Origin of the sequence: Pseudoalteromonas aurantia 208, from assembly GCF_014858725.1 — a bacterium.
Classification (GTDB): Bacteria; Pseudomonadota; Gammaproteobacteria; order Enterobacterales; family Alteromonadaceae; genus Pseudoalteromonas; species Pseudoalteromonas aurantia.
In genome coordinates this window covers 576759-596239 of sequence record NZ_AQGV01000012.1, presented here as the reverse complement: position 1 = coordinate 596239, position 19481 = coordinate 576759, and the positions used below count along the sequence as shown (strand labels likewise).

The 19481-nt window shown below is 41.1% G+C and carries 19 protein-coding genes, 1 tRNA gene and 3 rRNA genes; 11 read left to right on the top strand and 12 right to left on the bottom strand.

Annotated features, from left to right (window positions below; translation table 11 throughout):
- Position 1: 1 nt before the first annotated feature.
- From PAUR_RS06740 to PAUR_RS06715, 6 genes are all read right to left on the bottom strand, one after another.
- Positions 2-826 (bottom strand): baseplate assembly protein, encoded by an 825-nt coding sequence (locus PAUR_RS06740; protein WP_192507024.1) that lies wholly within the window; start codon positions 824-826, stop codon positions 2-4.
- Positions 827-910: 84 nt separating this feature from the next.
- Positions 911-1159 carry a hypothetical protein gene (locus PAUR_RS06735; protein ID WP_192507023.1) on the bottom strand — a complete coding sequence of 83 codons (249 nt, stop codon included), beginning with the start codon at positions 1157-1159 and terminating at the stop codon, positions 911-913.
- Positions 1156-1554, bottom strand: a complete 399-nt coding sequence (locus PAUR_RS06730; protein WP_192507022.1) for a 3TM-type holin — start codon at positions 1552-1554, stop codon at positions 1156-1158. Before PAUR_RS06730 ends, PAUR_RS06735 begins: the two co-directional genes overlap by 4 nt.
- Complete coding sequence (locus PAUR_RS06725; protein WP_192507021.1) at positions 1554-1970, bottom strand: glycoside hydrolase family protein; 417 nt, start codon at positions 1968-1970, stop codon at positions 1554-1556. Before PAUR_RS06725 ends, PAUR_RS06730 begins: the two co-directional genes overlap by 1 nt.
- A 21-nt stretch (positions 1971-1991) precedes the next feature.
- Positions 1992-2351 carry a hypothetical protein gene (locus tag PAUR_RS06720; RefSeq protein WP_225738302.1) on the bottom strand — a complete coding sequence of 120 codons (360 nt, stop codon included), beginning with the start codon at positions 2349-2351 and terminating at the stop codon, positions 1992-1994.
- Positions 2326-2598 (bottom strand): helix-turn-helix domain-containing protein, encoded by a 273-nt coding sequence (locus PAUR_RS06715; RefSeq protein WP_225738301.1) that lies wholly within the window; start codon positions 2596-2598, stop codon positions 2326-2328. Before PAUR_RS06715 ends, PAUR_RS06720 begins: the two co-directional genes overlap by 26 nt.
- A 570-nt stretch (positions 2599-3168) precedes the next feature.
- Between PAUR_RS06715 and ettA the strand changes: the two genes are divergently transcribed.
- The gene (gene ettA / locus PAUR_RS06710; protein WP_192507020.1) at positions 3169-4833 is read left to right on the top strand and encodes an energy-dependent translational throttle protein EttA; all 1665 of its coding nucleotides are present in this window, start codon (positions 3169-3171) and stop codon (positions 4831-4833) included.
- A gap of 96 nt (positions 4834-4929) precedes the next feature.
- On the top strand, positions 4930-5292 hold the full coding sequence (locus tag PAUR_RS06705; protein ID WP_192507019.1) for a PilZ domain-containing protein: 363 nt from the start codon (positions 4930-4932) through the stop codon (positions 5290-5292).
- Between the two features lie 551 nt (positions 5293-5843).
- On the opposite strand, the gene rrf is transcribed toward PAUR_RS06705, so the two are convergent.
- The 3 genes from rrf to PAUR_RS06690 all read right to left on the bottom strand — a co-directional run bounded on the left by rrf (position 5844) and on the right by PAUR_RS06690 (position 10772).
- Positions 5844-5958: ribosomal RNA gene (gene rrf, locus PAUR_RS06700) — 5S ribosomal RNA — on the bottom strand.
- A gap of 119 nt (positions 5959-6077) precedes the next feature.
- Positions 6078-8963, bottom strand: a 23S ribosomal RNA gene (locus tag PAUR_RS06695).
- Positions 8964-9232: 269 nt separating this feature from the next.
- Positions 9233-10772, bottom strand: a 16S ribosomal RNA gene (locus PAUR_RS06690).
- The 16S, 23S and 5S rRNA genes sit together here, the layout of an rRNA operon.
- Positions 10773-11444: 672 nt before the next feature.
- Between PAUR_RS06690 and PAUR_RS06685 the strand changes: the two genes are divergently transcribed.
- The 6 genes from PAUR_RS06685 (at position 11445) to PAUR_RS06660 (ending at position 15806) form a co-directional block, all read left to right on the top strand.
- Positions 11445-12863 (top strand): alanine/glycine:cation symporter family protein, encoded by a 1419-nt coding sequence (locus PAUR_RS06685; protein ID WP_192507018.1) that lies wholly within the window; start codon positions 11445-11447, stop codon positions 12861-12863.
- Between the two features lie 118 nt (positions 12864-12981).
- Positions 12982-13058: transfer RNA gene (locus PAUR_RS06680), tRNA-Pro, on the top strand.
- Positions 13059-13251: 193 nt separating this feature from the next.
- A complete protein-coding gene (locus tag PAUR_RS23970; RefSeq protein WP_192508519.1) occupies positions 13252-13353 on the top strand; it encodes a phage virion morphogenesis protein in 102 nt (33 codons plus the stop codon).
- Between the two features lie 118 nt (positions 13354-13471).
- Complete coding sequence (locus PAUR_RS06670) at positions 13472-14047, top strand: hypothetical protein (protein WP_192507017.1); 576 nt, start codon at positions 13472-13474, stop codon at positions 14045-14047.
- A 280-nt stretch (positions 14048-14327) separates the two neighbouring features.
- Positions 14328-15314, top strand: a complete 987-nt coding sequence (locus PAUR_RS06665; RefSeq protein ID WP_192507016.1) for a hypothetical protein — start codon at positions 14328-14330, stop codon at positions 15312-15314.
- A 333-nt stretch (positions 15315-15647) separates the two neighbouring features.
- Entirely contained in the window at positions 15648-15806 is a 159-nt protein-coding gene (locus PAUR_RS06660; protein WP_192507015.1) for a hypothetical protein, read from the top strand.
- Between the two features lie 63 nt (positions 15807-15869).
- Here the strand turns inward: PAUR_RS06660 and PAUR_RS06655 are convergent, their stop codons facing one another.
- Together PAUR_RS06655 and PAUR_RS06650 are read right to left on the bottom strand one after the other, a co-directional pair.
- Positions 15870-16472: a hypothetical protein gene (locus PAUR_RS06655; protein ID WP_192507014.1), complete on the bottom strand. Its 603-nt coding sequence runs from the start codon at positions 16470-16472 to the stop codon at positions 15870-15872.
- Positions 16456-16632: a hypothetical protein gene (locus PAUR_RS06650; protein ID WP_192507013.1), complete on the bottom strand. Its 177-nt coding sequence runs from the start codon at positions 16630-16632 to the stop codon at positions 16456-16458. The genes PAUR_RS06655 and PAUR_RS06650 overlap by 17 nt, the downstream gene beginning before the upstream one ends.
- 196 nt (positions 16633-16828) lie before the next feature.
- On the opposite strand from PAUR_RS06650, the gene PAUR_RS06645 reads away from it, so the two are divergent.
- Complete coding sequence (locus PAUR_RS06645; RefSeq protein ID WP_192507012.1) at positions 16829-17143, top strand: cupin domain-containing protein; 315 nt, start codon at positions 16829-16831, stop codon at positions 17141-17143.
- Between the two features lie 42 nt (positions 17144-17185).
- Here the strand turns inward: PAUR_RS06645 and PAUR_RS06640 are convergent, their stop codons facing one another.
- Entirely contained in the window at positions 17186-17578 is a 393-nt protein-coding gene (locus PAUR_RS06640; protein ID WP_192507011.1) for a tellurite resistance TerB family protein, read from the bottom strand.
- 500 nt (positions 17579-18078) lie between these two features.
- Here PAUR_RS06640 and PAUR_RS06635 point away from each other — a divergent pair, with 500 nt between their 5' ends.
- Both PAUR_RS06635 and PAUR_RS06630 read left to right on the top strand, forming a co-directional pair.
- A complete protein-coding gene (locus PAUR_RS06635; protein WP_192507010.1) occupies positions 18079-18489 on the top strand; it encodes a hypothetical protein in 411 nt (136 codons plus the stop codon).
- 66 nt (positions 18490-18555) lie between these two features.
- Positions 18556-19470, top strand: coding sequence for a M14 family metallopeptidase (locus PAUR_RS06630; protein WP_192507009.1), 915 nt, complete (start codon positions 18556-18558; stop codon positions 19468-19470).
- Positions 19471-19481 lie beyond the last annotated feature (11 nt).

Here is a 19481-nt window from a genome sequence, read left to right as displayed (position 1 = left end):
CTTATACAAATGTAAGAGTTGGTAAGCTAGCAATAGCCGCCTGATTGACTTCACAACTGATGTCGTCTTGTGGAGACAATAGCTTCACCTTTCTTACACCGGCTTGATGCAATGCATCAATAAGTCCTGAATGAGGCACTTCTTGGCCTAATTTATAATGTTGTAAAGTAAACTCAGCTATTGCCGTGTCAATTTTTGCACTCACCGCACTTCTATCTGCACCATCATGAAAATGAATTTGTGCGCTGATCTCATACTTTTTAGGTGTAACCATATGCACTTTAACCAGATCCGTAAGTGGTCTAATATCTTCATCGTTCAAATGCTCACTGACCACATGCAAGACAGAGTCAGGGTTGGCATCTTTTTCTGGCAATACATACACATCCACAATGCCTGGAGCACTGGAGGTAACATACACATCTTGCACATGATGCGATGCAGCTAACGCTTGATACTCATACGCCCCCATCGTGCCCGCCATACTGTGGCTTTCAAGTGACAATGGGATCCGTGCCCGATACCGTTCGTCGCTTTCTGCATCGCCCCGTTTCACACCAAATAGCACACCCAAATGATTTAAGTCTTCACCTTTGGCATACGCGACCATAACAGAGCGTGCCGCGTCATTTATTCGCTGTCTCAACAGCAGCTCGCGACTTGCAGCGATATCTAACAACTTAATCGCAGGGTCTGACGCAAGTACCGCGTAATTTGGAAAAGATGCTGTTAACGCATTTTCCATTTGTTGATAAATGTCGTCGTATTTTAGGGGTTCAATCACGTCTGGGACTGCCAAACGTGATAATTCAATTGCATTATTCAAATGTGCTGCTCCTCATAACACATGGCTGTGCACCATAGTGTATAATTGGCTGAAGGGGGGCGTCACGGGATCCCGAAACGGCGTTTAGTTAACTCTGGCTTTACTGCTTAATAAAGTATCAAGCTTTTTATCTATTGAATCTAAGCGTTTTTCAATACGCTTTTGATCTTCATTTCTGATTTGTTTTAAATGTGACAGCTCTTGGGTATTCGTCGTGATCCGCTTATCTAAATCACTCAAATATAAAATCCCTGAAACCAATAATGTCACCGTTGTAATTATATGGGCTAAATTGAGCTCCTTTTTCATTTGCCACTGCTCCGGTTGACTCACTTAGCAACTCCGTTAATTTTTTCAATTGTTCTCAGCCCTGCCAGCCCTAACATACCTAATGTTAGCTCAAGCATGACTTCCAAAGGTAATTCTGGTGCCCCTATTTCAGGCCAAAGCCATTGTAATACTGGATTGATAACAAATGAGAATAAAAAACCAAACCCACACACCCAAAGTAAAAATGGTCTAGCTCCTGCAACAAATACACTTCGATGCGCTGCACTTAGTTCATTAATTTTTGCCTGTACTTGTGCAGACTGTTCAACCAAGCGTGCTTTCAAAATATGTTGCTTCAGTACCTCCTCTTCACTCGTAAACAATTCATCTAAAATTGTCCCTACGGTTTCAATTGGGTCCTTGATTACAGGGCTAAATAGGGTTGATAAGATTCCCATTACTGCCATTCTCCACTTAGCATTTGTTTCGCGAGCTCATTGGCACGATCAGGTACTTGATTTGCCCATCGGCTATGCAACATTTCAAGCGCTGCTTGTTCATAATTACCTTGCTCTAAGTTGGCAATCATCTTCTTAAAGCCCATTAACCCTGTAACGCCTAGGTTAAACGCCATATTAACCAATACAGCTTGGCGAGCTTCATTACAACGACTGACATCTATACGGCGCTTTACACCTGCTTTTGCTTCACGTATATCTTTTGCTAGCAATTGCTCTGCTTCTTCCTCATCAATCCCGTTGTCCTCCAAATTACGGCCATACCCAATTGTTAACTTTCCCCCTGTACAGTAATAAGGATATTGTTTATACCCCTCATGTTTTTTGATTTGCTCTACGGTGATCATCAATGACATATTCGTCCCCCTCTTTTTTACTCAATTTGACAACTCAAGCATGAGACTTCGTTCAGCTTTAACTAACCAAAACTCTGCGGAACGCTTCGAATCAAAGCCAAGTAATTTAGACGTTTCAGTCATTGTCCCAGGCATCATGTAACGCGCTCTAATCGCCTTGATACATTCAGGTCGCAATTGTGAGATTAATGACGTAATCAACTCAATCTCATCTGGTACACTCATTGCTTCACTTGCAGAAAACCCGCCTGTGGGCTGACCGGTTCTATCAGAAATAGACTGAGACTTAAAACCACGCCCCATCTCCCTTTTAACCCAAAAGTTAGCCCACTTTTTAAGTGCAGCTCGAACTTGCTTAATCGTTATGTTCGTTGTCATCATTGATTTTTCCAATTACTTCTAAAATGTTTAACAGATATACATCTTCTACTAGACTAATCACATCATTCCACTTTGGGTCAAACTCACGATTTTCCCAACGCCTTAATGTTCGTTCTTCAATACCATAAGTTGCAGCAGACTCTGCCTGTGTATAGCCTCTCAACCGTCGTGCATAGCGTAATATCACTCCTCCCTTGGGCGTGCGCTTCACTGATAAACGTTCTCTATTCATGGCTGATTGATTCATTACTATCCTTTTAATTTCACATCTAGCAAGCCTGTAACTAAGGTCACTTACTTCAATCTGAAGTCACTTGCTTATATTTTTATAGTCATGCTGAAAGGAATGCTGCACTTCTATTACGTAACCATATTCCATTTGGCTAAAGCAGAAATAACGACGAATGTGCAACGTAATCGTAACTAAAGTATGTTATTTACAACGTGGGTAATGAAATGCTACAAAATATGAGTAATTTCTATATGGGCTCGAACTGAGTCGTAACTTCAAATACACACCAAACAACCAGTACTGTTTACAAAACCTGACAACATGTTTTTTCAAGATACGTTAATATTACCGATATTCCGGTTCTAAAACAGGTCATTTATGACCTAATATTAATTACTTAAGTAAAAACAACAGGATAATATACACTTTATTAACTCCGTTGATTTAATGAACAATATATACACTTTTGTTAAATAATGTATTCTTATTAAGACTCTAATATAAAAGTATAAGTTCCTCCTAAATCATTGCTCCAACGGCCTCCTTTCTCTAAAATAAGAGCACCAATACAAAGTTTGGATTCTCATGGCTCAATATATTTATACAATGTCACGGGTGAGCAAAGTAGTGCCGCCTAAACGTACAATTTTAAAAGACATTTCGTTATGCTTCTTCCCTGGCGCAAAAATCGGAGTACTTGGTTTAAATGGTGCAGGTAAATCAACACTGTTGCGTATTATGGCTGGGCTAGACACCAGTTTTGAGGGTGAAGCACGCCCACAACCCGGTACAAAAATAGGTTACTTACCACAAGAACCTCAACTCGATGAGAGTAAAACAGTGCGTGAAACGGTTGAAGAAGCCGTGAGCGAAGTAAAAGGTGCACTGTCACGTCTTGATGAAGTGTATGCTGAATATGCAATGGATGGTGCTGACTTCGATGCACTTGCTAAAGAGCAAGGTCAGTTAGAAGCGATTATTCAGGCCCATGACGGTCATAATATTGATAATGTGCTAGAACGCGCGGCTGATGCACTGCGTTTACCTGAGTGGGATGCAAAAATAGAACATCTATCAGGGGGGGAGCGTCGTCGAGTCGCGATTTGTCGCCTACTGCTAGAAAAACCTGACATGCTGTTACTCGATGAGCCAACTAACCACCTTGATGCAGAATCTGTTGCTTGGTTAGAACGCTTCTTACATGATTATGAAGGAACCGTTGTGGCTATCACGCACGACCGTTATTTCTTAGATAATGTTGCGGGTTGGATTTTAGAGTTAGACCGAGGCCATGGTATTCCATGGGAAGGTAACTACTCGTCTTGGTTAGAACAAAAAGATGCACGTTTAAAGCAAGAAGAAAAGTCGGAACAAGCACGCCAAAAATCGATTGAAAAAGAGCTTGAATGGGTTCGTTCAAACCCGAAAGGTCGTCAAGCTAAATCAAAAGCTCGTATGGCCCAATTTACTGAAATGCAGCAATCCGATTATCAAAAACGTAATGAAACGAATGAGCTGTTCATCCCTCCTGGGCCACGCCTTGGTGACAAAGTCATCGAAGTTAATAACCTAACAAAGAGCTTCGGCGATCGCGTGCTCATTGATGATTTAAGCTTTAGTGTACCCAAAGGTGCTATTGTCGGGATCATTGGTGCCAATGGTGCAGGTAAATCAACCCTATTCAGAATGCTAAGCGGCCAAGAACAACCATCAGCTGGTAACATTGATCTTGGCGACACCGTTGAACTGGCAACCGTTGAGCAGTTCCGAGATGATATGGATGGCAACAATACTGTTTTCCAAGAAATCTCTGACGGGCAAGACATACTCAAAATTGGTAACTTTGAGTTCCCAAGCCGAGCTTATGTAGGTCGTTTTAACTTTAAAGGCAATGACCAACAAAAGTTTGTAAAAGAACTCTCTGGTGGTGAGCGTAACCGTTTACATTTAGCTAAACTATTAAAAGCAGGTGCAAACGTCATCTTATTGGATGAACCTACCAATGACCTAGACGTAGAAACCCTGCGGGCCTTAGAAAATGCAATATTAGAGTTCCCAGGCTGCGTCATGTGTATTTCGCACGACCGTTGGTTCCTTGACCGCATTGCAACACATATTTTAGATTACCGTGATGAAGGTCAAGTAAACTTCTTTGATGGTAACTATACTGAATATGAAGAATGGTTGAAAAAAACCTATGGTGCAGCAGCTGCTGAACCAAAACGTATTAAATATAAAAAGATTGGCTAAGTCGGTCAGATAAAAGCCCCTAGAATTGGGGCTTTTAAATTGGAATTGGCTCACTTTAGCAACTATGATTATTAAAACTGTATAAGAGAGTAACAAATGGAAGAGCGTAGACGATTTACTCGGGTATTATTTTCAAATACCGCCACGTTAATGACAGCAAGCGGCGACTATACCTGTAAAGTGCTAGATCTCTCTTTGAATGGTGCGCTCATTACCCTTCCTATTGGGTATGTTTCTTTAAAGAATGAACCTGCAAGCCTTAAATTCAATCTACCAGAAAGCGATATTGCCATTTCAATGGAAGTCGAAATTGGTCATATTGAAGAAGCACATTTAGGCCTGCATTGTTGTCAAATAGACATTGAGAGTGTCACGCATCTAAAACGACTTATTGAATTAAATGTTGGAGACGACGATATTTTACATAGAGAGCTTGAGCAGTTAGCTTGGGAAAAGTAACGAACTTTATTGCTTAACGACGCTGAATATTAGCTTTGATACCCATAAATTAAAGCTAATTTGCTAGATCATAAAAAACATAAAGTACTTGGTTTTAGCTATTACCCCTAATTCGAATTGACCACCTACTTCTTCCTAAAGCCAAATGTAGTCTTTGACGTATATTCATGTTGTTAGCCTTGAGAGTTGACACAATGTAACTCCCGCTAAACTGGTTTCAATGTCCATAAATGCGCCTCTTTCTTGCTCACTTTTATGGCTCCCGACTTACATCAGGAAGACAATGAGGTGGAACTCGTCTCCCTGAACTTGTATATGGACTCCACCTCGCTATGCTTGGTAACTTTTGCTGTAATTATAAAGCCGTTATCAACGAGGTGAGCGTAATAAAAACCCCACCTCTAAATAGAAACCTCCGTCTCCCTGAACTGGTTTCAGGGTCCATAGTTTTTCACTGCTCTTTAATGGCTTCCTAAAACGCCCTTCCAAACCCCTTTTCCCAAACAGCAAAAAACCCGCTGCATCTCTGCAACGGGTTTCTCTAATTTAATGCCTGGCAATGTTCTACTTTCACATGGCAACTGCCACACTATCATCGACGCTGTTTCGTTTCACTTCTGAGTTCGGCATGGGGTCAGGTGGGTCCAAAACGCTATTGTCACCAAGCAAATCTGGTGTGTTAACTCGAAATCTTCAAGCCAACTAAAATCTGGAATACTGATAAATTATGTAAAACGCTACTTTAGTAACACTAACTTCTGTCGCTTAAACCATTTTGGCGTTGTATGGTTAAGCCTCACGGGTAATTAGTACTGGTTAGCTTAACATGTCACCATGCTTCCACACCCAGCCTATCAACGTTGTAGTCTCCAACGGCCCTTCAGAGAGCTTATAGCTCTAGTGAGAACTCATCTCGAGGCCTGCTTCGCGCTTAGATGCTTTCAGCGCTTATCAGTTCCGAACGTAGCTACCGGGCAATGCCATTGGCATGACAACCCGAACACCAGCGGTTCGTTCACTCCGGTCCTCTCGTACTAGGAGCAACCCCTCTCAATTCTCAAACGCCCACGGCAGATAGGGACCGAACTGTCTCACGACGTTCTAAACCCAGCTCGCGTACCACTTTAAATGGCGAACAGCCATACCCTTGGGACCGACTTCAGCCCCAGGATGTGATGAGCCGACATCGAGGTGCCAAACACCGCCGTCGATATGAACTCTTGGGCGGTATCAGCCTGTTATCCCCGGAGTACCTTTTATCCGTTGAGCGATGGCCCTTCCATTCAGAACCACCGGATCACTATGACCTACTTTCGTACCTGCTCGACGTGTCTGTCTCGCAGTTAAGCTGGCTTCTACCATTACACTAACCGTACGATGTCCGACCGTACTTAGCCAACCTTCGTGCTCCTCCGTTACTCTTTGGGAGGAGACCGCCCCAGTCAAACTACCCACCAGGCACTGTCCGCAATCCCGATTAGGGACCTACGTTAGAACATCAAAACTACAAGGGTGGTATTTCAAGGTTGACTCCACACAATCTAGCGACTGTGCTTCTAAGTCTCCCACCTATCCTACACATGTAGGTTCAATGTTCAGTGCCAAGCTGTAGTAAAGGTTCACGGGGTCTTTCCGTCTAGCCGCGGGTACACAGCATCTTCACTGCGATTTCAATTTCACTGAGTCTCGGGTGGAGACAGCGTGGCCATGGTTACACCATTCGTGCAGGTCGGAACTTACCCGACAAGGAATTTCGCTACCTTAGGACCGTTATAGTTACGGCCGCCGTTTACCGGGGCTTCGATCAAGAGCTTCGACCTAAGTCTAACCCCATCAATTAACCTTCCGGCACCGGGCAGGTGTCACACCGTATACGTCATCTTACGATTTTGCACAGTGCTGTGTTTTTAATAAACAGTCCCAGCCACCTGGTCACTGCGGCTCTCAATCGCTTAAGGAGTAAATCCCATCACAATCAAGAGCGTACCTTCTCCCGAAGTTACGGTACAATTTTGCCTAGTTCCTTCACCCGAGTTCTCTCAAGCGCCTTAGTATTCTCTACCTGACCACCTGTGTCGGTTTGGGGTACGATTCGAAATAATCTGAAGCTTAGAGGCTTTTCCTGGAAGTAGGGCATCAGCAACTTCACTACCGTGGTAGCTCGTCTCGTGTCTCAGCCTAACAACGACCCGGATTTACCTAAGTCATTAGCCTACTCACTTTCACATGGACAACCAACGCCATGCTTGCTTAGCCTGCTCCGTCCCCCCATCGCAATTATTCCAAGTACAGAAATATTAATCTGTTTCCCATCGACTACGCTCTTCAGCCTCGCCTTAGGGGTCGACTTACCCTACCCTGATTAACATGGGATAGGAACCCTTGGTCTTCCGGCGTGCGGGTTTTTCACCCGCATTATCGTTACTCATGTCAGCATTCGCACTTCTGATACGTCCAGCATACCTCCCGGTACACCTTCAACCGCTTACAGAACGCTCCCCTACCACTTGTCCTAAGACAAATCCGCAGCTTCGGTGATATGTTTAGCCCCGTTACATCTTCCGCGCAGGCCGACTCGACTAGTGAGCTATTACGCTTTCTTTAAAGGGTGGCTGCTTCTAAGCCAACCTCCTAGCTGTTTTAGCCTTCCCACATCGTTTCCCACTTAACATATACTTTGGGACCTTAGCTGGCGGTCTGGGTTGTTTCCCTCTTCACGATGGACGTTAGCACCCACCGTGTGTCTCCCGGATAGTACTTTACGGTATTCGGAGTTTGCAAAGGGTTGGTAAGTCGGGATGACCCCCTAGCCTTAACAGTGCTCTACCCCCGTAAGTATTCGTCCGAGGCTCTACCTAAATAGATTTCGGGGAGAACCAGCTATCTCCCGGTTTGATTAGCCTTTCACTCCTAGCCACAGGTCATCCCCTAACTTTTCAACGTTAGTGGGTTCGGTCCTCCAGTTGATGTTACTCAACCTTCAACCTGCCCATGGCTAGATCACCGGGTTTCGGGTCTATACCCTGCAACTAAGCGCCCAGTTAAGACTCGCTTTCGCTACGGCTACCCTAATCGGTTAACCTCGCTACAGAATATAAGTCGCTGACCCATTATACAAAAGGTACGCAGTCACCTAACAAGTAGGCTCCTACTGCTTGTACGTATACGGTTTCAGGTTCTATTTCACTCCCCTCACAGGGGTTCTTTTCGCCTTTCCCTCACGGTACTGGTTCACTATCGGTCAGTTGGGAGTATTTAGCCTTAGATGATGGTCCACCTATATTCAGTCAAAGTTTCACGTGCTCCGACCTACTCGATTTCACTGCTTATAAATTTTTGTGTACGGGACTATCACCCTGTATCGTGGCACTTTCCAGAGCCTTCCACTAATTACAAAACAGCTTAAGGGCTGTTCCGATTTCGCTCGCCGCTACTTTCGGAATCTCGGTTGATTTCTTTTCCTACGGGTACTTAGATGTTTCAGTTCTCCGCGTTCGCCTCATATGGCTATGTATTCACCATATGATACCTGCAAGCAGGTGGGTTTCCCCATTCGGAAATCCTAGTCTCAAGCGCCTCTTACTGGCTCAACTAGGCTTATCGCAAGTTAGTACGTCCTTCATCGCCTCCAACTGCCAAGGCATCCACCGTATACGCTTAGTCACTTAACCATACAACCCAAAATAGTTTTAAGTTGTACTGTCAAAGACAGTTTAAACTTCGCCAGAAGTTAATATTGAATACTAAAGTAGATGCTAATTAATCATTGATTAATTGGCATTGTTTTACTTTTGAAAACTCTTTATAGATATAAATATCTATAAGAATTTATTTATCAGCTTTTCCAAATTTTTAAAGAGCAATATTAATTAAACAACCTAAGTCATTTAACTAACAATCATCTGTGTGGACACTACGAACAAATAAGTTCTAAATCGTATAAGGAGGTGATCCAGCCCCAGGTTCCCCTAGGGCTACCTTGTTACGACTTCACCCCAGTCATGAATCACTCCGTGGTAAGCGCCCTCCCTAAGGTTAAGCTACCTACTTCTGGAGCAACCCACTCCCATGGTGTGACGGGCGGTGTGTACAAGGCCCGGGAACGTATTCACCGCGGCATTCTGATCCGCGATTACTAGCGATTCCGACTTCATGGAGTCGAGTTGCAGACTCCAATCCGGACTACGACGCACTTTAAGTGATTCGCTAACTCTCGCGAGCTTGCAGCACTCTGTATGCGCCATTGTAGCACGTGTGTAGCCCTACACGTAAGGGCCATGATGACTTGACGTCGTCCCCACCTTCCTCCGGTTTATCACCGGCAGTCTCCTTAGAGTTCCCACCATTATGTGCTGGCAACTAAGGATAGGGGTTGCGCTCGTTGCGGGACTTAACCCAACATCTCACAACACGAGCTGACGACAGCCATGCAGCACCTGTATCAGAGTTCCCGAAGGCACCAAACCATCTCTGGTAAGTTCTCTGTATGTCAAGTGTAGGTAAGGTTCTTCGCGTTGCATCGAATTAAACCACATGCTCCACCGCTTGTGCGGGCCCCCGTCAATTCATTTGAGTTTTAACCTTGCGGCCGTACTCCCCAGGCGGTCTACTTAATGCGTTAGCTTTGAAAAAGTTGTCCGAAGACCCCAGCTTCTAGTAGACATCGTTTACGGCGTGGACTACCGGGGTATCTAATCCCGTTTGCTCCCCACGCTTTCGTACATGAGCGTCAGTGTTGACCCAGGTGGCTGCCTTCGCCATCGGTATTCCTTCAGATCTCTACGCATTTCACCGCTACACCTGAAATTCTACCACCCTCTATCACACTCTAGTCTGCCAGTTCGAAATGCAGTTCCCAGGTTGAGCCCGGGGCTTTCACATCTCGCTTAACAAACCGCCTGCGTACGCTTTACGCCCAGTAATTCCGATTAACGCTCGCACCCTCCGTATTACCGCGGCTGCTGGCACGGAGTTAGCCGGTGCTTCTTCTGTCAGTAACGTCACAGCTAATAGCTATTAACTACTAACCTTTCCTCCTGACTGAAAGTGCTTTACAACCCGAAGGCCTTCTTCACACACGCGGCATGGCTGCATCAGGCTTGCGCCCATTGTGCAATATTCCCCACTGCTGCCTCCCGTAGGAGTCTGGACCGTGTCTCAGTTCCAGTGTGGCTGATCATCCTCTCAAACCAGCTAGGGATCGTTGCCTTGGTGAGCCATTACCTCACCAACTAGCTAATCCCACTTGGGCTAATCTCTTGGCGTGAGGCCCGAAGGTCCCCCACTTTGGTCCGTAGACGTTATGCGGTATTAGCAGTCGTTTCCAACTGTTGTCCCCCACCAAAAGGCATATTCCCAAGCATTACTCACCCGTCCGCCGCTCATCAGCAGATAGCAAGCTATCTCTGTTACCGCTCGACTTGCATGTGTTAGGCCTGCCGCCAGCGTTCAATCTGAGCCATGATCAAACTCTTCAATTAAAAGTTTTGTTGAAACCCTTTACTAGAAAGTGTTTCGTGCTCATTGAATTCTGATTTTGTTCTTGTTGCCAAGAACGAATTGACTGTGCTGCAATAAATAAATTTATTGCTGTTGGTCACTCAGTTTCTCCGAAGAGAAAATCAATTGAGACTCTAAATTTTTTGCTCACTTCAATCTAAGAAAGAAGTTTCGCTGTTAGAACTCAATCTGTACGAGTGCCCACACAGATGATTGCTTCATATTTTTAAAGAACAGTTCCTGTTTAAAACAGGGCGATGATTAAGCGCTTTGCTTTATCCCGCTAGGGCTGCGCATATTACGCTTTCCTATATTTTTGTCAACACTTAATTTTAAACATTTTCTTAAGTGAAAAGCTAAGTTAAGTTTTACTTGACGCTGACTCGTTTCAATTTGCTTTTCAGCGTGTTGCTCCGTGTCAGTGGGGTCGCATTATAGGGAGATCCTTTTTTTGATCAAGCGTTTTTTAATGAAAATATTCATTATTTTTCAACTTTAGAAACATACAGACATACGCACCACAAGCGCACAAGTTACCCACAAAAAGCTGTGCATAACTTGAGGTTTGACCTCGCTTGATACGACTTTAATTAAAGAATGTGCTAGATTATGCCCCCTGATTTATTCGTTCATATAAAAGTAGGCTTTGTTTTATGGCTGATGTATTAAACTTTGTTAGTGGGTTGCTTTGGGGTCATGTGCTTATATACCTATTAATAGCAGCAGGTTTGTTCTTTACCTTTCGTTTAGGGTTTATCCAATTTCGTCAATTTCCTTATATGGTCAAAGTCATGGCAAATAGCCGTACGGGAGCTGGTGAAGGTATTTCATCTTTCCAAGCGTTTTGTACCTCATTAGCTGCTCGCGTTGGAACAGGCAATATGGCAGGTGTAGCCGTTGCACTTTATTTAGGCGGCGCCGGTGCTATTTTCTGGATGTGGCTAATAGCATTAATAGGTATGGCAACCAGTTTTGCAGAAAGTACCCTTGCCCAACTATATAAAACAAAAGACAGCGACGGTAACTTCAGAGGTGGCCCAGCTTATTATATGGAGTATGGTTTAGGTAAACGGTGGATGGGCGTTGTTTTTTCTTTATGCTTAATCTTAGCTTTTGGTTTAGTCTTTAATGCTGTACAAGCAAACTCAATAGCCGCCGCATTTGAAGTCGCATTTGACATCCCTAAGTACATAGTTGGTATATTATTGGTAATAGGCTCTGCCTTTATCATTTTCGGTGGCTTAAAAACTATCTCGCGTTTTGCTGAACTTGTTGTACCACTTATGGCTTTGGCATACTTACTCGTAGCCCTTTACGTTTGCTTCATTAATTATGATTTATTACCCGCAGTATTTAAACAGATCATATATAGTGCATTAGGGATCGAACAAGCCGGCGCCGGTGCTATTGGTTATGCAGTAATGCAAGCGATGATCCAAGGGATCAAACGAGGCCTATTCTCAAATGAAGCCGGTATGGGTAGTGCAGCAAATGCAGCGGCAACTGCATCACCAAACCCAAACCACCCAGCCTCTCAAGGTTATGTGCAAATGCTAGGTGTATTTGTTGATACAATCATCATCTGTTCCGCTACTGCAGCCCTTATTCTACTGTCAAACCAATTGGTACCCGACTCAGGCGTTACTGGTATTGCATTAACGCAAGCTGCTTTAGTTCAACACGTTGGTGAATGGGGTGCCATCTTCATCGCTATCGCTATTTTGTTTTTTGCTTTTACTTCTATCGTTGCCAACTATTCTTATGCCGAAACCAACTTGATGTTTTTAAATACCAAGTATAAACATAGCATGTTGATTTTCAGAGCCTGCGTTTTAGCCATGGTGATGTTCGGTGCTGTAGGTGAGCTCGGTTTAATCTGGACTATGGCAGACATTTCGATGGGGATGATGGCAATTGTAAACGTCGTTGCTTTGTTTATGCTCTCTGGATTTGTAATTTGGCTATATAAAGACTATTGCAGTCAGTTAAAAGCTGGAATAACCCCCGTTTTTAACCCTGACAACCATCCTGAAATGGAGAAAACACTGCCTAAAGGTATTTGGAAAAAGTAAAGCTTGTCGAGTAATTGTCTGCTAAACAGGCAATTACTTCTATAAAGGTCAATTAATGTTCAAACAAACCAGTTACTTATTGCCTTTTAAATTTTTATAAGTATAGTTAAACGCAAGTCGGTATGTGGCGCAGCTTGGTAGCGCACTGTCATGGGGTGTCAGGGGTCGCAGGTTCAAATCCTGCCATACCGACCAATCTTTCTTTATCCCAATCAATTAGTCACATCAACTACTTTTCCTATTTTTCGCACTTAGCGTCCGCATTATCCAAGCTCATATCGCACATTTATCGCACCATATTTATTTTAAATTATTTTCTATTTCTTGGGTTAAATTGGGGGGATTACCGCAGCACTAGTACGATTTACGGGGAAAAGTTAACGATCATATTCAAGTTCAATATCCAGAACGACCATTGTTAGGTTTTACTGAGAATGAACAGCAGATAATTGAAGAGACGATATTTAAGTACCTTATCAATAGCGGTTAAAAAACGTTCACCAATACACCTAGTTAGCATTTGTAATGCTCATGCTAGATGTAGTATTTTTAGTTGGTTATTCTAAATGATACTTTTTGTTGAGTTAAAATAAAGGAACTCTGTAATCATGAAACCATTCGAGCTTATCTTATCCCTCTGTGCACTAACAACATCAATATCTGCAGCTATAGCGGCTTGGAAAAGTGCAATAGCTGCTAAAGAAACAGCCAAAACTACTAAAGATACAGCTCTTTTATCTGCATTTTCAGCAATATTAGAAGTTAGCTCAAGAGATGAATTTAGGAGCGATATGAAAAAGCTTTTTTCTTATAAAGAATCCAATAAATTCAACTTCGTTTCAAAATTCTATGAAAATAAAAATAAAAATAAAAATAAAAATAAAAATGAGTTTATAGAGCTAGATTTAGACAAATCCAGAAGAAGAATTAAACAATATTTCATGAGAATTCATAAGTACCATGCTATTGGTATATTATCAGACGAAAACTTAAAAATACTAATTAACGAGTATCATGCCTCAGCATTTATAGACATTATTAAATGTTTTGACTTAGGACTGAAAACTCCAATACCGATAGATGAACTCTTAGCGTACAACTTAGTTGAAAGTCTATATTTAAAAAGAAAACAAAGTGAACAGCACCATCCAATTAAACATCAGAATAGCAATATTCATAATTAAATTATGAAGTTTGAAAGCTCATTGCATTAACAAATACATTTAAGTTAATGACTCATAGCTTCACCGCAGCCGGCTCCCTTTAGCGCTTCTTGATTGTATGTAGTTGTAGTTGTAGTTGTAGTTGTAGTTGTAGTTGTAGTTGTAGTTGTAGTATCTTGATTAGAGTATGACTTACGATAATTTTTTAAGCTATATTGATGCGCATACATATTGGTTACCTCCTAACCTTTCAAAATATCACTAATCTGCTGCCAGCTGACCAATTCAGGAAATTAGAGCAATGCAAATTCTAGAAGCTCTACCAACAATTCACGGAATATTTCTCGGTATCGGGACAGCTTTCTTCTCTGCTTTCGCACTGTTCGCTTATCAAAAATATGAAGAAAGTAAAAATAAACTAGTGAATGTTCTTTCAGAGGCTGAAAGTTATCACGAAGGCTTTACGATGTTTAAAGATGAAAATTTTATCTCTGAAGGCGGATCTTTAGACTGGGGTGGGTCTGGGAAAAAAGTACTTCGTAAAGCAAAATCTTTTTATCAAGACTTAGATTATAAAGAGTATAAAATTCCAAGACAAGCACAAAGCGATACTGATATCTATAATACTACTCATTCTTTGTGTTCTTTTCTTAGTCAACTTATCAGCTCTTACCTTTTTAGCGATATAAATAATCTGGCCGAGTTCAAGAAATCAGATACTTGTAGATTAAAAGAAATAAGTACCCGTATTAATCTTTTGAATTTGTACTGGCAAAGCCATAGTCAATCACTTATTGCATTAGCTGAACGCTGCACTAAAGTTAAAAGCATGCAGACACAGTTGAATCTCAAAGAAGAGTTCGAACAACAGATATCCAGCTCGCAAATTGAATACACCAATGAAGAAAAAAATGATATCTGGCATACTAGCTTTCAGCCGAGATTAAAAGATACAGAAGATTACGGTCAAATATTAACAAAATATTTTGATATAATTAGCGTATATAATCACCGTGTAATACCTCAACTTACTAAAAGCTTAGCTATACATCAACAAGTTATCGTTAGTTTCAACTTGAAAGAAAATACAGTTCTTGCGCTAAAAGCAACCGCATTTATATTTGTGCTTGGTATTTTAACACCGATTTTTTTATTGGGGCTAAAAACAGATATTCAGCTAGTGTGGAGCCCATTTCTTCCATACTTTCTCGCAGTATTAACTTGTATTCCTTATGTATTTGTGTGGATAAAGTTATTCCGTAAAGTTAAAAATATGAATTATAGATAGCATTGCTGACTAACAAGCTGTTAAGCAGGAGCAAAACGGATAAAAGAAAATAAAGCACCAGATGGGAGCGACTATTCAACCCGCAAACCACAACCCAGTTGGCGCACAACAAAACTTGGTATGAAATAGAAACGTGTAAGCTGTGAAATACACGCAGCCCTAGTAAGTACTTATTTACAATGAATATATAGATCAGTAAGCGAATTTTTTTGGTGAGTATATTTAATGAAATAGCTTGAATAATAAATTTTAAGCTGATATCAATACTATCACAGTTGAATATTTCAGCTGTATGAAATAAATAAGACTAATGAAATTTTTCAAGGAAATGATATGAAACTTAATTTAAAAAAAGCACCACTAAAAAACTTATCAACAAAAAATAGTCTACCAAACGACGCTACACCGCAGATTGCTGGTGGTGCAAGTCGTCGTGCATGTCGACCTCCCGTATCTGAAACGGGCGGGCCATTTTGGGCATGTGAGTGCTAATAATTAAAACTAACGTACAGCATATTTAGTTATGCTGTACTATTTTGAATCTGTTTAGCGCCTCTAGGGGCATGTCTTACTTGAGTCAGTTAATCGACAATCATTCATTGGTAAAATAACGTACTCTTCACCACCAATCATAAACTGAATGAGTTTGCCATAGTTAGAACTCGGTTTGGCAACTGAAAACAATACTGAAAAAATAAAGATCGACATAGCAAAGAGCGCTGAGCCTAATGCCCCCTTTAATACCACCGAAAACCAGCCATCAGTACTTTCCTTGATTGTATCTTGGATCAATTGGCTTTCTTTTTTTACTGTTTTAGAAACAACATCATCCTTCAACTCATTATATAAGTCAGCGATACGCTGCTCTGCGTAGTGCTCTGCAAATGATAAAAAGGTTGCCTCCGCATCATTTACCAACTTTTTTAGTTTGGCGTCATGATAATTGAGTAGGAAATTTGCCACCATTTCAGGGGGCACACTGGTATCATTATGGACTTGTCGGTAATGCTCTTTCCACTGGTATTTTTCTAATTTGTAGTCTGCATAAGCCAGCATTCCAATAAGTCGATATTTCGAATCTTCATTGGTACTAATCACTAACTTTTCAAATATCGGATTGTATTGTGGGTGGGAGGTGGTATTAGCCTGTGAGACCATGTACTAAAAGCTCCTGCTCTATTTGCTTCTTGCGACCATTCCTTACTTTCAAAGCAGCTTCAAACGCATCATCAGCGCCATTAATACGAACTTTTTTCATAACACCATTTACACGAACAAACCGACTCGTAATGATATTATTATTAATTATACTATTCATAGCCCCCCCCAAATAAAACCTAGCAACATAGTAACAAATCAATACCTCGATACTCAAGGTAAAGTCACACTTTGTTTAAATCTAGCACAAGAAGCGAATTACGCGCTCTTTCTCATAAATTCCCAACTTATATTGGAATTCTTACGCATGTATTGATATTTTATCTAGTATTCGCAGGTGTTACCCAACATATATTATGAACAACTTATTATCTCAGTTACCCATCAACACAACCAAAGAGCACTTTGAAGAGCTCATTGCGACAAAACAGACCCGCATCGAACGTATTGTATCTTTTGGGCAAACGTCGCCCAATAGTGGCTGGTACAATCAAACTGAACATGAATGGGTCATGGTGCTAGAAGGTTCTGGCACAATTGAATTCGAGTGTGGACAGTCTGTCACCTTAAACAAGGGCGACTACCTAAATATTCCAGCACATACAAAACACAAAGTAAGCCATACAGCACTAAACCAAGCAACAGTTTGGCTTGCTGTTTTCTACGCTTGACATGTAAACAATCACAACTCTAACTTAATTCGTACCCATAGTTTAAACTTGCTCTTCAAGTAGAGACATTGCCGCCAATTCATTGCTATCTATTTTTCCATCTGCAGCAATGACTTTATGGGCAAGCTTAACAGCAAGCTCACGCATTGGTTTGTCAACGATGTGCTTCATTCTATGTTGAATAAATGCCTCGATATCATCATTTTTAACCGCTAAAATACACTTTCCGGTCATATCTACAATATAGTTATCAAGTTTTACAGATGAGTTCCAACTTAATGTTTCTGCCCATTTTCTAACCACTGCGAGTTCGGTGTCGGAAATAACACCGTCAACTCCCACAAAGAGTAACGCCAAATCCAATAAAGACTCTTTCTGCAATTGCTCTACACAAATACCACTGTCAAAATGACTTAATAGCTGCTCAAATTTCATTTGATTTCCTTTCTATAAGGTCGTTGATACCTCTTTACCTTATTTGAAAGTGAGAAGCTTGTCACGTTTGATTATTTCATGTTTGAAAAATAGCAACGTCAATTAATTTTTATACGGCACATGAATTCAGCTTCATCAAATAAAACTCATATAATACAACTACATACTGTAACAAAGTCATAATATGAGTTTCTTATAACAAATTATCACTCTTAATTATTTATCGTTTTAGTTTAAATTCATGTTAAATACTTGTTCTTTTAATGGAATTCATTAACAGAAGAAATGTTGATTCATTAAATGCAACATATCTTAGCTAAGATTAATGTCTATAATTTTAAAATAAAACCAAGCCCTTTGTTTTATACTGAAAAATATCGCTAAATTCCCCCTCAATTAAAGTCTCACTATTTTTTACTAACTTCATATTTCATCCATTTTGTTTCAATATCTTGCACAACCTCAACAAAAAGGCCCATTAAAATAGGAATAAGTGTTCAATGAAAGAACTCAAATTACAAGTGAATTTCGCATTCTATTGCATCGTAGGTATTCTTGCTTTTTCAATATATATCATATCGTTAAACTTATTAGGTGGTACATTAAGCCTTTTATTCAAAGGACAAATGGCACTTTCTATTATCGTAATAATGATCACTACTATCAATTTCACTTTAGCAATAACAGGCCAAAGGCACGTTCTTTTTTGCAATAATGGTTTGTCCTATGTAAACATCTTTGGCGCTCAACGATATATTCCATCTGAAACAATTACACATGTTAAAGTAAAAACCAGATTGGGGATTAAAGTAACCAAAGTATCTACAGATAATAAGTCTATTTACTTATTAGGGTTTAAACCTGCGAAAAATCAAAAAATCAAATTAAAACAACTTGGTTATTTAGCCTAGATTATTTGCCTAAGCACGATAAAGCCAATAGGATCAGTCACAATAATAACTTTAAAGAGACATCACATGTCACAACCTTATTCTATTGGCACAGTCGGCACTCCTTGGGGCACTTCAGAAAAGCAGTCGTGGTTACAAGCGCAATCCATGAAACGCAGTTACGATGCAGATGTTGTTACCAAAATATTAGAATTAAGCGCTAGATTTAACGTGTCACAATACGGTTCGTTATCCTACGAACACCGAGTATTTGACCTATTTGCTATTCAATCACCAAATTGGACTACAGATAAAAAAACCATTTTAATCACCGGTGGTGTCCATGGCTATGAAACCAGTGGTGTGCACGGTGCGCTAGAGTTTCTGGAACAGTATGGTAATCATTATAGTGAAACATTTAACCTCATTGTCCTCCCCTGTCTAAGCCCTTGGGGTTACGAAACAATTAATCGTTGGAACCCGGACGCGATAGACCCTAATAGATCATTTTTTAATGGCAGCCCTGCACAAGAATCAAAGCTGGCAGCTGACTATCTAGCACAATTTCAAAACAATATTATTTGCCATATCGACTTGCACGAAACAACAGATACAGATAACTCCGAATTTCGCCCTGCTTTAGCTGCTCGAGATGGTATAACAAATCACAATTGGAATATTCCTGATGGATTTTATTTAGTTGGTCACACTCAAAAACCAGAACCCAATTTTCAAAAATCCATCATTGATGAAGTTGCTAAAGTAACGCATATTGCACCTGCGGATGAAAATAAACAGCTAATTGGTGTGCCTATTGAGCAAGAAGGTGTTATCAACTACGACGGTACCAAACTTGGATTGTGTATGGGTGTCACAGATGCCCCCTATGTGACAACCACCGAAGCATACCCAGATAGCCTTAAAGCAACACCCCAATCGTGTATTGATGGACAAGTAGCTGCAATAAAAGGTGCACTGAATTACTTAGTTAATCTACGTTAATCTACTTGCTG

What these genes read in the sequence shown, in the direction of transcription:
- PAUR_RS06730 (WP_192507022.1), bottom strand. Translation starts at nt 1,554, where the DNA reads ATGGGAATCTTATCAACCCTATTTAGCCCTGTAATCAAGGACCCAATT.
- PAUR_RS06725 (WP_192507021.1), bottom strand. Translation starts at nt 1,970, where the DNA reads ATGTCATTGATGATCACCGTAGAGCAAATCAAAAAACATGAGGGGTAT.
- PAUR_RS06720 (WP_225738302.1), bottom strand. Translation starts at nt 2,351, where the DNA reads ATGATGACAACGAACATAACGATTAAGCAAGTTCGAGCTGCACTTAAA.
- PAUR_RS06715 (WP_225738301.1), bottom strand. Translation starts at nt 2,598, where the DNA reads ATGAATCAATCAGCCATGAATAGAGAACGTTTATCAGTGAAGCGCACG.
- ettA (WP_192507020.1), top strand. Translation starts at nt 3,169, where the DNA reads ATGGCTCAATATATTTATACAATGTCACGGGTGAGCAAAGTAGTGCCG.
- PAUR_RS06705 (WP_192507019.1), top strand. Translation starts at nt 4,930, where the DNA reads ATGGAAGAGCGTAGACGATTTACTCGGGTATTATTTTCAAATACCGCC.
- PAUR_RS06685 (WP_192507018.1), top strand. Translation starts at nt 11,445, where the DNA reads ATGGCTGATGTATTAAACTTTGTTAGTGGGTTGCTTTGGGGTCATGTG.
- PAUR_RS06670 (WP_192507017.1), top strand. Translation starts at nt 13,472, where the DNA reads ATGAAACCATTCGAGCTTATCTTATCCCTCTGTGCACTAACAACATCA.
- PAUR_RS06665 (WP_192507016.1), top strand. Translation starts at nt 14,328, where the DNA reads ATGCAAATTCTAGAAGCTCTACCAACAATTCACGGAATATTTCTCGGT.
- PAUR_RS06660 (WP_192507015.1), top strand. Translation starts at nt 15,648, where the DNA reads ATGAAACTTAATTTAAAAAAAGCACCACTAAAAAACTTATCAACAAAA.
- PAUR_RS06655 (WP_192507014.1), bottom strand. Translation starts at nt 16,472, where the DNA reads ATGGTCTCACAGGCTAATACCACCTCCCACCCACAATACAATCCGATA.
- PAUR_RS06650 (WP_192507013.1), bottom strand. Translation starts at nt 16,632, where the DNA reads ATGAATAGTATAATTAATAATAATATCATTACGAGTCGGTTTGTTCGT.
- PAUR_RS06645 (WP_192507012.1), top strand. Translation starts at nt 16,829, where the DNA reads ATGAACAACTTATTATCTCAGTTACCCATCAACACAACCAAAGAGCAC.
- PAUR_RS06640 (WP_192507011.1), bottom strand. Translation starts at nt 17,578, where the DNA reads ATGAAATTTGAGCAGCTATTAAGTCATTTTGACAGTGGTATTTGTGTA.
- PAUR_RS06635 (WP_192507010.1), top strand. Translation starts at nt 18,079, where the DNA reads ATGAAAGAACTCAAATTACAAGTGAATTTCGCATTCTATTGCATCGTA.
- PAUR_RS06630 (WP_192507009.1), top strand. Translation starts at nt 18,556, where the DNA reads ATGTCACAACCTTATTCTATTGGCACAGTCGGCACTCCTTGGGGCACT.